We start from the raw sequence: 12,830 nt of genomic DNA on the forward strand, positions 1-12,830 counted from the left end.
GGGATAGCTGCTGATGAAAATTCTCGTAATCGGCTCCGGCGGGCGCGAACACGCGCTGGCTTGGGCTGCTGCCCGTGACGAAGCGGTGGACACCGTTTTCGTCGCACCGGGTAACGCCGCAACCGCTCAGGAAGCCAAGCTGCAGAACGTCGCCATCGACGTCATGGCGCTGGATGAGCTCGCTGCGTTCGCCACAGACAACGCCATCGACCTGACCATCGTCGGTCCGGAGGCGCCGCTGGTCGCCGGTATTGTGGATAAGTTCAACGCGCAGGGCCTGCGCGTGTTCGGACCCACGGCCGGCGCTGCTCAGCTGGAAGGCTCCAAGGCCTTTACCAAGGACTTCCTGGCACGTCACAACATCCCCACCGCCGAATACCAGAACTTCACCGACGTGGATGCGGCGCTGGCCTACGTGCGCGAGAAAGGCGCACCGATCGTGGTCAAGGCCGACGGTCTAGCCGCTGGCAAGGGTGTAATCGTGGCGATGACGCTGGAAGAGGCGGAAGAGGCGATCCGTGACATGCTGGCAGGCAACGCGTTTGGCGATGCCGGTCATCGTGTTGTGGTCGAGGAGTTCCTCGACGGCGAGGAAGCGTCCTTCATCGTCATGGTAGACGGCGAGCACGTGTTGCCGATGGCCACCAGTCAGGATCACAAGCGTGTCGGCAACGGCGACTCCGGCCCCAATACCGGTGGCATGGGTGCATACTCTCCCGCACCGGTTGTCACACCCGAGATTCACGACCGCGTCATGGCTGAAGTCATCATGCCCACGGTGCGTGGCATGGCGGCCGAAGGCAATGAGTACACCGGTTTCCTCTACGCCGGCCTGATGATCATGGCCGACGGCACACCGAAAGTGATTGAATACAACTGCCGTTTCGGTGATCCGGAAACCCAGCCGATCATGCTGCGTCTGCAATCGAGTCTCGTCGAGATGTGCAATGCAGCCATCGACAAGGCGCTGGACAAGGTCGATGCGAAATGGGATCCGCGTCCCTCTGTAGGTGTGGTCATGGCAGCAGGTGGCTACCCCGGCGACTATGCCAAAGGTGACGAAATCAGCCTGCCGGACAGTACCCCGGCGGACACCAAGATCTTTCACGCCGGCACACAGCTGGTTGATGGCAAGGTTGTCACCGCAGGCGGTCGCGTGCTGTGTGCAACAGCACTCGGCGATAGCGTTACCGAGGCTCAGAAACGTGCGTATGAACTGGTCGAGACGATCAGCTGGAAAGACGCGTACTACCGTACCGATATTGCCTATCGGGCGATTGCACGCGAAAAAGCCGACCAGTAAAACGCTGTCTCTGAGTTAGGCTATCAAGCAGCCGCCTTCGGGCGGCTGTTCTCGTTTTTATCAGGAATTGCACCATGTCCGTAGAACTCTGGCTGGCCCTGCTCAGCGCCGCAATCCTCATCAGCCTGTCCCCCGGAGCTGGCGCCGCGACCGCCATGAGTTATGGCCTCAACCACGGTGTGCGGGGAGCCGCCCCAGCCGTAGCAGGCCTGATCGCCGGATACGGAACACAGCTGTTGATTGTCGCCGTGGGGCTCGGAAGCCTAGTCGCTGCCTCACCTGCCCTGTTCGTCGGCATTAAATGGGTCGGAGCCGGCTACCTGATCTGGTTGGGCATCTCGCTGTGGCGCTCCAAGGGCGCCCTTGCCGCTGGCACCGGCACACGGAAGCGTCTGCGCCAGCGCTTTATCAGTGCCTATCTGGTCAATATCACCAATCCCAAAGGGATGGTGTTTCTGGTTGCACTTGTCCCCCAGTTTATGGACCCGGCGCTGCCTCAGGGGCCACAACTGCTCGTCATCGCCGCCACGTTGCTGTTTGTGGACTGGAGCGTGATGACCGGTTACAGCGGGCTGGCCTCACGCCTGCGTGCACTGATGCAAAGCCCGAAAGCAGTACGCTTACAGAACAGGCTCTCAGGCAGTGCATTGATCGTGGCAGGTCTGGTACTCTCCACAGCTACACACTGAATCGTATCCACATACATAAAGGAAGGGAGATTCCTGTCATGCGTAGCGGTAAACCCTCAGCCACTCTTGAGCGTCTTGCTGTTGCCCTGATACTCCCGCTGATACTCACTGGCTGTGGCGCCTTTCAGGACACGCCGCAGGATAGTGCCGGCAACTACTGCCTGAGCGCTGGCAAAGACCAGTCTTACGATTGCAGCAAACCCGTTGCGGAGCTCTATACCGGGCCATTGCGCATCCGCGATCTACCGATAGACGACGAGACACTGTACTCAAGAGTCGAAGAGATCAAGCTCTGGTTGGCCCAGCAACGCGCCATACTCTCGGGGGAAGCGGTAGAGCCGGCCAATGACACCGACTCGCTGATCCCCCCAGCACCTGACAGCATTGAACACCCTAGTGCGCACAGCACGCCGGAAGAGACCCTGACAGCGGCGCTGGCACTGACAGACCGGGGGGACTTTTCCACCGCCTTGTCGCTCATCTCCGAATACAAGACACTCAAGCCCGAGGATCTGACAGCCTCGTTGATTGAGTCGCGCATCCTGCTGCAGAGCGGCGATTTGAATGCCGCCGAAACACTACTGCGAGAACAGATCAAACTGAATCCACGGGTGCCGGAGCTATACAACAATCTGGCCGCCGTACAGGCCGCGGATGGCAACGTCGGCGATGCCATCACGACGCTGCAACAAGCCTTCGCCACCGACCCCAGCTTTGCCCGGATCCAGCAGAACCTGAAAACCCTCTACACCAGTTCAGCCAATCAGGCGATGATGCCCGATCTGGAACCTCAGGCACCCAAACTGAACATGATTGACGTCATCCCCAATCGCCAATGAGGATCCTCTAGACTCACCCCAAACGGCTGTCGGGCAACATATTTTTTCCTTTTGGCTGCACTGCAAAACATCGGTTATAGAAAACCGCTCAGGCCATACCGGGCACCGCACTCCGCCCTGCTCACGCACCTGCACAACCCGATTTCGACGCGCTGAAATAGTGCGTTTCAGCCCTGAACTTTATCCCACTCTGTGCTATCCAGAAGATAAACGAGGCGTCGGATTACCCTCCTGCCTCAAACACTTGGCTCGACCGTTTTCCCTGATCTAGACCGCTACGGAGGATCCCGTCATGTTCAGACAGATGGAAGACGCAGGCCTGACCGACATCCATATCGGCCTTGACGCTGCGACCGGGATGCGCGCTATCGTCGCCATCCACTCCACTGCACGCGGCCCCGCAATAGGTGGCTGCCGTTTCATACACTACGCCAACGAAGACGAAGCACTGACGGATGTCATCCGTCTTGCCCGAGGCATGAGCTACAAAGCCGCACTCGCCGACCTGCCCCACGGCGGCGGCAAAGCCGTACTGATGCGCCCGGATCGCCCCTTCGACCGTACGGCGCTGATGCAGGCCTTCGGGCGATTCGTGGACACCCTGGGTGGGCGCTACATTACGGCGGTGGATAGCGGCAGCGAGGTGAGCGACATGGACGTGATCGCCCGAGAGACCCGCTGGGTGAGTTGCACCAGTGCCGGTGGCGATCCATCCCCCTACACGGCGATCGGTGTATTCAGCGGCATTCAGGCGTTTGTCCGAGTAGGGCTCGGCCGCCCCTCTCTGGACGGAATGCGCGTGGCACTGCAAGGCTTGGGACATGTGGGCATGGCACTCGCACAGAAATTCCACGATGCCGGAGCACACCTTGTTGTCAGCGATCTGGATCAGAGCCGACTGGATGCTGCGGCACAACAGTTCAATGCCAGAATCGTAGCCCCGCAGGAGATCTACTCAGTACCCTGTGACCTGTTCTGCCCATGCGGTTTAGGCGCGATTCTCAACGAAAAAACCATTCCTCAGCTGCGCTGCAAAATTGTCGCAGGATGTGCCAACAACCAGCTCGCCAGTGACGATGACGGGGAGCGTTTACGCGAGCGCGGTATCTTTTACGCACCCGATTACATCATTAACTCCGGCGGCCTGATTCAGGTTGCGATGAAACACGCAGGCGCGTCCGAACACGCGATTCTGGACAAGATCCAAGGCGTCGGCAGTACGCTCGAGCGCCTGCTTGAGGACGCGATCAGGCTCGACCTGCCGATCGAAAAACTGGCGGACCGACTGGCCGAGCAGCGCCTGCACGCCCGTCAGACATCTCGACACCACGCCGCCTGAACGAATGGAACGAGGGGATACCCCATGCGCGACATCGTATTCAAAACCGAGATCGCCCTGACACGCTACCTAAGTGCCGATGGCAAACCATTGGATACACTGCCACCTTGGTGCTCAGCCGCAGAACCGCTGACAACCTACTATCGCTGGATGGTACTGGCGCGGCAGTTCGATCAGAAAGCGATCGCCTTGCAACGCACCGGCCAGCTCGGCACCTACGCCTCGTCACTGGGCGCCGAAGCGATTGACGTAGTCACTGGCCACTTGATGACACCGGCCGATGTTCTGGTCCCCTACTACCGTAACCACGCGTTGCAGATGATACGTGGCACCCCCATGCACGATATTCTGCTGTATTGGGGCGGGGATGAACGCGGCAACAGCGGTGCCGCAATGGGGCGCGACCTGCCCAACGCGGTCCCTATCGCGACCCAAACACTGCATGCAGCCGGCGCTGCAGCGGCACTGAAATATAGACATCAGCCCCATGCTGTCGTCTGCCTGTGCGGGGACGGCGCCACCTCGAAAGGCGATTTCGCCGAAGCACTGAACCTCGCCGGCGTCTGGCACCTGCCTCTGGTGATGATCGTCAACAACAACCAGTGGGCAATCTCGGTTCCGCGCCATATGCAGTGCGCCGCCCCGACGCTGGCCCAAAAAGCACTGGCAGCGGGTATCCCCGCTGAACAGGTCGATGGTAATGACGCGATCGCTCTGCATGAGGTGATCGAACACGCGCTGGTACGCGCCCGATCCGGTAAAGGCCCCAGCCTTATCGAAGCCCTGAGCTATCGCCTCTCGGACCACACCACTGCCGACGATGCTAGCCGCTACCGTGCCCCCGAAAAACTCAAGGAGGCCTGGCAGAACGATCCAATACGCCGCTTACGTCACTACCTGCTCGATCAGGGGCTCTGGGATGACGCGCAGGAGCGCGCCTGCCTGGACGAGGCTCAAAATCGGGTTCAGTCAGCGGTCGAACAGTATCTGGCAACCCCACCCGAGCCTGTGGAGTGCATGTTCGAATACCTGTACGCCGAGCGGCCCGAGCAGCTGAGCGGACAGATAGACAGTGCCCGCATTCGCGGAGGAGGATCAGCATGAGCGAACCCATCTGCCTTTTGGAAGCGGTCAATCTCGCACTGGCAAGATCACTGCAAGATGATCCAGAAGTCATCCTGTTTGGCGAAGATATCGGCCATAATGGAGGCGTTTTTCGCGCCACCGACGGCTTGGCACACCGTTTCGGCGCCCACCGGGTGGTGGATACCCCGCTGGCTGAAACCATGATCGCCGGTACCGCCGTCGGCATGGCAACACAGGGTCTGCGCCCGGTGGTCGAGATCCAGTTCATGGGGTTTATCTTCCCCGCCTTCGAACAGCTGATCTGCCACGCTGCACGCATGCGTCATCGCACCCGAGGGCGCCTGAGCTGCCCGATGGTATTGCGCGCGCCCTTCGGCGGCGGTATTCACGCACCGGAGCACCACTCGGAAAGCACCGAAGCGTTACTAGCCCATATCCCAGGGTTGAGGGTTGTTATCCCCTCCTCGCCGGCAAGAGCTTACGGGCTTCTGCTCGGCGCCATCCATAGTGACGATCCGGTCATCTTTCTCGAACCAAAGCGGATCTACCGCGCCAGTCGCACGCTGGTTGAAGATAACGGTGCAGCCTTGCCAATCGATCGCTGCTTCACGCTACGCGAAGGCTCTGACCTCACGCTGATCGGTTTCGGCGCGATGATCCCCGAGTGTCTGGACGCGGCCGAACAACTGGCAGAACGGGGCATCGATTGTGAAGTGATCGATGTCGCCAGCCTCAATCCTATCGACTATGACACCCTGCTCGCCTCGGTCGCCAAAACCGGGCGCGCGGTCATCGTGCATGAAGCGCCGGGCAAAGGCGGCGTAGGGGCCGATATATCGGCCGTACTGGGTGAGCAACTCTGGGGACAGCTTCGCGCCCCCATCATTCGGGTGACCGGGCTCGATACCGTGATGCCCTATTACCGTAACGAGATGCACTATCTACCCGGTGTCAGCGACATACTGGATGCTGTGAACAAATCACTGGAGGCTGGCCGCGATGAGATACTTCAAGCTACCGGATCTGGGTGAGGGATTGCCCGAGGCAGAGATACTCGAGTGGAACGTAAAGGAGGGGGATGAGGTCAAGGTCGACCAGATTCTGCTGTCGGTGGAAACCGCCAAGGCGATTATCGAGGTACCCTCGCCCCAAAACGGAACAATTGCGCACCTTTTTGGCTCACCCGGAGACACCATTCACACCGGGGAACCCCTACTGGAGTTTGCCGGTGAAATCGACCGGGATAGCGGCACCGTAGTCGGCGAACTCAAACAGCAAAGTACCGCGGAGCGCGCCGCCAGCGAGCAGTTTTTTATTGGTGCATCGCCCAGCAGCCGTCGCTACCGGGAGCAGCAGATAAGCCCGGCGGCGCGGGCGCTGGCCGAGCGTTTGGAGATCGACGTCAACACCGTGCCTCAGCGCAACGGCCGGGTGACGGCGCAGGAGGTCGAGCAAGCGGCCGAGCGGGCTGAACGACTCGGGCCCTTCGAACCCTTAAGGGGCGTACGTAAACAGATGGCTCGCACCCTTGCCAGTGCCTGGGAGCAAGTGGTTGCCGTCACCTTGCATGACGATGCGGATATCGAGCACTGGCCAGCCGGTACGGATATCACGCTGCGCCTGATCGAGGCACTGGCGTATGCCAGTCAGCACGAGCCCTCCCTCAACGCCTGGTTCGACGGTGACCGACTGGCCAGACGCCTGCACCCTCAGCTCGATCTTGGCGTCGCGGTGGACACCGAACAGGGCCTGTTCGTGCCGGTGTTACGTAATGTTGGAGAGCGCACATCCGAAGACCTGCGGGCGGGCCTTGATCGCCTGCGTGAGGATGTCCGCCGTCGCTCAATCCCGCCTGCGGAAATGCTCGGCGCCACGTTAACGCTGAGCAACTTCGGCATGTTTGGCGGCCGTTATGCGACACCGACTGTCGTGCCTCCTCAAGTGGCTATATTGGGCGCGGGCCGAATACTGACCGAGGCGGTTGTTTTTGAAGGCGTTATACAGGCCAGACGGCGCCTGCCCCTGTCACTGACCTTCGATCACCGAGCTGCAACGGGCGCCGAAGCGGCACATTTCATGCAGCTCGTAGTACAGAGACTGCAGAAATAAACAAAAACCGAGCCCGGTAACCTTAGCGAAAGGAGATTGTCAAAGAAGTTGTGAAACGGCCTTCGCAGCCACGAGCTTTGAACTACACTGAAACAGGAAAGCGGCGTAGTACGCAGCGACAACAACTTTTAAATCAGGTTGTTAAGCGAATTATCAGCGTCCGAGTACAGGAAGGTGAGCAATGAGTATTTTTGATCATTACAAAGCGCGTTATGAGTCAATCCAGCAGGAGGAGATGACCCTGCAGGAATACCTCAACCTGTGCAAGGAGGATCCGATTGCCTATGCCAATTCGGCCGAGCGCATGCTTAAGGCGATCGGTGAGCCTGAGCTTGTCGACACCTCGATGGAGCCGCGCCTGAGCCGCATCTTCTCCAACAAGGTGATCAAGCGTTACCCCGCCTTCCACGAATTCTACGGAATGGAGGAAGCGATCGAAGCGATCGTCTCCTACTTCCGCCATGCCGCACAGGGGCTGGAAGAAAAGAAACAGATTCTCTACCTGCTCGGCCCTGTTGGTGGCGGTAAGTCCTCGTTGGCAGAGCGTCTGAAGGCACTGATGCAGCATATCCCCTTCTACGCGATTAAAGGGTCTCCGGTATTCGAGTCACCTCTGGGACTGTTCAATCCGAAGGAGGATGCCGAAATTCTGGAACAGGAATATGGCATTCCCCCTCGTTACCTGCGCGGCATCATGTCGCCCTGGGCGGTCAAACGCCTGCATGAATACGGCGGCGACATTACACAGTTCAAGGTGGTCAAACTCTACCCGTCGATCCTCAACCAGATCGCAATTTCCAAGACAGAACCGGGCGATGAAAACAACCAGGATATCTCCAGCCTGGTCGGTAAGGTGGATATCCGAAAACTCGAGGAGTATCCACAGCACGATCCGGACGCCTACAGCTTCTCCGGTGCACTCTGTCGGGCCAACCAGGGTCTGATGGAGTTCGTGGAGATGTTCAAAGCCCCGATCAAGGTGTTGCACCCGCTGCTGACCGCCACGCAGGAGGGCAACTACAACAGTACGGAAGGCATGGGTGCCATTCCGTATGACGGCATCATTCTGGCGCACTCGAACGAGTCCGAGTGGCAGACATTCAAGAACAACAAGACCAATGAAGCATTCATCGACCGTGTCTATATCGTGAAGGTGCCCTACTGCACCCGCGTCACGGAAGAGATCCATATCTACGAGAAACTGCTTGAGAACAGCTCGCTGCACGAAGCACCCTGCGCACCCGATACTCTGAGCATGCTGGCACAGTTCACGGTGCTGTCGCGCCTGAAAGTGCCGGAAAACTCCAACGTCTACTCGAAGATGCGCATCTACGATGGCGAGAACCTCAAGGATACCGATCCGAAAGCCAAGTCGATGCAGGAGTACAAGGATGCCGCAGGCGTAGACGAGGGGATGGAGGGCCTGTCGACACGCTTCGCGTTCAAGATCCTGTCCAAGGTGTTCAACTTCGACGCAGCAGAAGTAGCGGCGAACCCGGTTCACCTGCTCTACGTTCTTGAACGCGAGATAGGCCAGCAGCAGTTCCCGACCGAGATTCAGGACCGCTACCTGGGTTATCTGAAAGAGTACATCGCGCCGAAATATATCGACTTCCTCGGCAAAGAGATCCAAACCGCCTATCTGGAATCCTATTCCGAATACGGCCAGAACATCTTTGATCGCTATGTTACCTATGCCGACTTCTGGATTCAGGATCAGGAGTACCGCGACCCCGAAACCGGTGACATCCTTGATCGGCAGGCGATCAACGAAGAGCTCGAAAAGATCGAAAAGCCGGCCGGTATCAGCAACCCGAAAGACTTCCGACACGAGATCGTCAACTTCGTACTGCGTGCCCGCGCCAGCAATATGGGTAAAAACCCGGCTTGGAACAGCTACGAGAAGATGCGTACCGTGATCGAGAAGAAGATGTTCGCCAACACCGAGGATCTCCTGCCGGTGATCTCATTCAATCCGAAGGCCTCCTCCGACGAACAGAAGAAACATGGCGAATTCGTCAAACGGATGATCCAACGCGGCTATACCGAGAAACAGGTCCGCCTGCTCTCAGAATGGTACATCCGCGTACGCAAGTCCCAGTAAACACAGGTTTTGGCAGTGCCGGACTCCGGTCCGGCTTTCGACGCCGACCACGGGAGTCTTCGGTATGAGCTATATCATCGATCGGCGCCTCAATGCCAAGAAGAAAAGCACTGTCAACCGGCAGCGCTTTCTGCGGCGTTACAAACAGCACATCAAACGTGCTGTCGAGGAAGCGATTCATGACCGCTCGATCTCCGATATCGAGCGCGGTGGAGAGGTGACGATTCCGCGTCGTGACATCTCGGAACCTGTTTTCCACCACGGCAAGGGAGGCAAGAACACTCGGATCTACCCCGGTAACAAGGAGTTCGTGACCGGTGACGAGTTTCAGCGCCCCGAAGGCGGCGGTGGCGGCGGTGCAGGTCAAGGGAAGGCCAGCAATCAGGGCGAGGGCGAAGATAACTTTACCTTCTCGATCAGTCAGGAAGAGTTTCTCGACTTCATGTTCGAAGATCTAGAACTGCCCTATCTGGTGCGCAAGCAGCTCAAGGACGCAACCTCTTTTGAAACCCGCCGTGCCGGTTTCAGCACCAGCGGTTCACCGGAAAAGCTGCATATTGTGCGCTCTCTGAGAGCCGCGCACGCCCGGCGAATAGCACTGGGCCGGGAGGATCGTAAGGAGATCCGCGAACTGCGCAAACAGCTTTGGGCCTTAGAGGCCCTACCCACCGGAGAGGTTTCCCAGGAAGAGATGCAGGCGCTCAGGGATAAGATCGCCGAACTGGACAAGAAAGCGCGACGCCTTCCGTTTATCGATGATTTCGATCTGCGTTATAACAACCTGATCCGTGTGCCGGTACCCTCAAGCAAGGCCGTCATGTTCTGCGTCATGGACGTATCAGGCTCGATGACACAAACCATCAAGGATATCGCCAAACGCTTTTTCATCCTGCTGTACCTGTTCCTTGAGCGGAACTACAAACAGATCGAACTGGTATTCGTGCGTCACCATACCCACGCCAAGGAGGTCGACGAGCAGGAGTTCTTCTACTCCCGCGAAACCGGGGGCACCATCGTGTCCAGCGCACTGCAGCTGACAGCCGACATCATCGATGCGCGATACTCCCCCGCCGACTGGAACATCTACGTGGCGCAGGCCTCGGATGGCGACAACTGGGATGGCGACTCGGCCACCTGCTCGGACCTGCTGATGAAGCGCATACTGAAGAAAGTACAGTATTTCGCCTATGTGGAGATCACCACAGGTCCGCATCAGAACCTCTGGTACGAGTACGAGCATGTGCATCAGGCGTTCCCGGACGAGTTCTCCATGCAGCACATCACCGATGCCAGCGAAATCTACCCGGTCTTTCGCAAGTTGTTTGAAAAGCGTACGGAGGGTGCTGCATGAGTGCCACCAAAAAGCGCAAACCCATCTCCACCGGGTCGGAGTGGACCTTCGACCTGATAGAAGATTACGACCGCGAAATCGGCCGTGTGGCAAAGAATTTCGGTCTGGACACCTATCCGAACCAGATCGAGGTGATCACCTCGGAGCAGATGATGGACGCCTATGCCTCCATCGGCATGCCGCTTAACTACAGCCACTGGTCATTCGGCAAGCAGTTTGTCGACACCGAGCAGAATTACAAACGCGGCCGGATGGGGCTCGCCTACGAGATTGTCATCAACTCGAACCCCTGTATCGCCTACCTGATGGAGGAGAACACCATCACCATGCAGGCGCTGGTAATCGCCCACGCCTGTTACGGCCACAACTCCTTTTTCAAGGGTAACTATCTTTTCCAGACCTGGACCGACGCCTCGGCAATCATCGATTACCTGTTATTCGCCAAGAACTACATCAGCCAGTGTGAAGAGCGCTATGGCGTCGATGAGGTGGAACAGCTCCTGGACTCCTGTCACGCGTTGATGAACTACGGCGTTAACCGCTACAAACGCCCCCGTCCGCTAACCGCAGCCGAAGAGCGCGAACGCCAGATGGCCAGGGAGGAGTATATTCAGCGCCACCTGAACGACCTGTGGAATACGATCCCGCGCAAGGAGGTCTCCGAAGAGGCGATGGTGGTGCGCTATCCCAAAGAGCCCGAAGAGAACCTGCTCTACTTCATCGAGAAGAATGCTCCCCTACTCGAGCCCTGGCAGCGCGAGGTGATCCGCATCGTTCGCAAGATCGCGCAGTATTTTTATCCCCAGAAGCAGACTCAGGTCATGAACGAGGGCTGGGCCACCTTCTGGCACTATACCCTGCTGCATCAGCTCTATGACGAGGGGTTGGTCACTGACGGCTTCATGATGGAGTTTTTGCACTCCCACTCCAGCGTTATCTACCAACCCCCTTTCGACAGCCCCTACTTCAGCGGTATCAACCCCTATACCCTGGGCTTCCACATGATGAGCGATATTCGTCGTATCTGCGAAAAGCCAACAGATGAGGACCGGGAGTGGTTCCCCGATATCGCCGGCAGCAACTGGATAGAGACCCTCGACAAGGCGATGCGCAACTACAAGGATGAGAGCTTCATCATGCAGTTCCTGTCGCCGCGTCTGATGCGCGAACTGCGCCTGTTCGCCATACTCGACGATGCTGAACGTCCGACACTGAGAGTCGATGCGATACATGACGAGATGGGCTATCGCCGCCTGCGGGAGGAGCTGTCGGCGCAATACAATCTCGGCAACCGAGAGCCCAACATCCAGGTCTATAACGTCAATGTGCGCGGTGATCGCAGTCTGACCCTGCGTCACTACATGCACAATGGCCAACCGCTTGGCGATACCACCGACGAGGTGCTCAAGCATGTCCACAGGCTCTGGGGGTTTGATGTGCTGCTGGAGTCAGTGACGCCCAAGAACGAGGTTATCCACGCCTACCACTGCCCTCCCCGAGAGAGCACGATCGAGCTTGCTTGAGCCGGCACAACTGCGCTGGCTATACTGACCTCTCAACCTGCAACCCGAGAGAAGCCGATGGATTGTCTGTTCTGCAAAATTGTCGATGGTGAGATACCGGCGGATATCCTGTATCAGGATGACCGTGTGACGGTGTTTCGCGATATCAACCCCCAGGCGCCCTTTCACGCGCTGGTGATTCCCAAGCGTCATATTCCGACCATCAACGATATAGCCGATGAAGACTGCGAACTGGTCGGCTATATGCTCAAGGTCGCGGGCGATATCGCCAAGGAGCAGGGCTTCTCGGAAACCGGCTACCGTACGGTGTTCAACTGCAATACCCACGGCGGCCAAACCGTCTACCATATTCATCTGCACCTGCTCGGCGGCAAGCCGATGGGTTGGCCACCCTATCAGGACACGCTCAAGACCCCTGTCTGAGCCTGCCTCTCCTCCCCCGCTACCGGCGGGGGAGTCTGTTTAAAACACCCTTTGCTGCAATGCA

The 12,830-nt window shown here is 58.2% G+C and carries 11 protein-coding genes; all 11 read left to right on the top strand.

The features are described from left to right. Positions 1-13: 13 nt before the first annotated feature. The 11 genes from purD (at position 14) to ADIMK_RS02585 (ending at position 12,766) form a co-directional block, all read left to right on the top strand. The gene (purD, locus tag ADIMK_RS02535; RefSeq protein ID WP_036183067.1) at positions 14-1,303 is read left to right on the top strand and encodes a phosphoribosylamine--glycine ligase; all 1,290 of its coding nucleotides are present in this window, start codon (positions 14-16) and stop codon (positions 1,301-1,303) included. A gap of 74 nt (positions 1,304-1,377) precedes the next feature. Next, positions 1,378-1,992, top strand: a complete 615-nt coding sequence (locus tag ADIMK_RS02540; RefSeq protein ID WP_036183069.1) for a LysE family transporter — start codon at positions 1,378-1,380, stop codon at positions 1,990-1,992. Positions 1,993-2,030: 38 nt separating this feature from the next. After that, the gene (locus tag ADIMK_RS02545; RefSeq protein WP_036183071.1) at positions 2,031-2,831 is read left to right on the top strand and encodes a tetratricopeptide repeat protein; all 801 of its coding nucleotides are present in this window, start codon (positions 2,031-2,033) and stop codon (positions 2,829-2,831) included. Between the two features lie 292 nt (positions 2,832-3,123). Next, entirely contained in the window at positions 3,124-4,170 is a 1,047-nt protein-coding gene (locus ADIMK_RS02550) for a Leu/Phe/Val dehydrogenase (RefSeq protein ID WP_036183073.1), read from the top strand. A gap of 24 nt (positions 4,171-4,194) precedes the next feature. After that, positions 4,195-5,274 carry a pyruvate dehydrogenase (acetyl-transferring) E1 component subunit alpha gene (gene pdhA, locus ADIMK_RS02555; protein WP_051692353.1) on the top strand — a complete coding sequence of 360 codons (1,080 nt, stop codon included), beginning with the start codon at positions 4,195-4,197 and terminating at the stop codon, positions 5,272-5,274. Beyond that, positions 5,271-6,287: an alpha-ketoacid dehydrogenase subunit beta gene (locus tag ADIMK_RS02560; RefSeq protein ID WP_051692355.1), complete on the top strand. Its 1,017-nt coding sequence runs from the start codon at positions 5,271-5,273 to the stop codon at positions 6,285-6,287. Before pdhA ends, ADIMK_RS02560 begins: the two co-directional genes overlap by 4 nt. After that, positions 6,256-7,365 carry a dihydrolipoamide acetyltransferase family protein gene (locus ADIMK_RS02565; RefSeq protein ID WP_036183088.1) on the top strand — a complete coding sequence of 370 codons (1,110 nt, stop codon included), beginning with the start codon at positions 6,256-6,258 and terminating at the stop codon, positions 7,363-7,365. Before ADIMK_RS02560 ends, ADIMK_RS02565 begins: the two co-directional genes overlap by 32 nt. Positions 7,366-7,546: 181 nt before the next feature. Further along, on the top strand, positions 7,547-9,469 hold the full coding sequence (locus ADIMK_RS02570; protein WP_036183091.1) for a PrkA family serine protein kinase: 1,923 nt from the start codon (positions 7,547-7,549) through the stop codon (positions 9,467-9,469). Positions 9,470-9,533: 64 nt separating this feature from the next. Then, positions 9,534-10,820: a YeaH/YhbH family protein gene (locus tag ADIMK_RS02575; protein ID WP_036183093.1), complete on the top strand. Its 1,287-nt coding sequence runs from the start codon at positions 9,534-9,536 to the stop codon at positions 10,818-10,820. Further along, positions 10,817-12,343: a SpoVR family protein gene (locus tag ADIMK_RS02580; RefSeq protein WP_036183096.1), complete on the top strand. Its 1,527-nt coding sequence runs from the start codon at positions 10,817-10,819 to the stop codon at positions 12,341-12,343. Before ADIMK_RS02575 ends, ADIMK_RS02580 begins: the two co-directional genes overlap by 4 nt. A gap of 57 nt (positions 12,344-12,400) precedes the next feature. Beyond that, a complete protein-coding gene (locus ADIMK_RS02585) occupies positions 12,401-12,766 on the top strand; it encodes a histidine triad nucleotide-binding protein (RefSeq protein ID WP_036183098.1) in 366 nt (121 codons plus the stop codon). The last annotated feature ends 64 nt before the right edge of the window (positions 12,767-12,830 follow it).

The sequence above is a fragment of the Marinobacterium lacunae genome (assembly GCF_000705555.1).
GTDB lineage: Bacteria > Pseudomonadota > Gammaproteobacteria > Pseudomonadales > Balneatricaceae > Marinobacterium_D > Marinobacterium_D lacunae.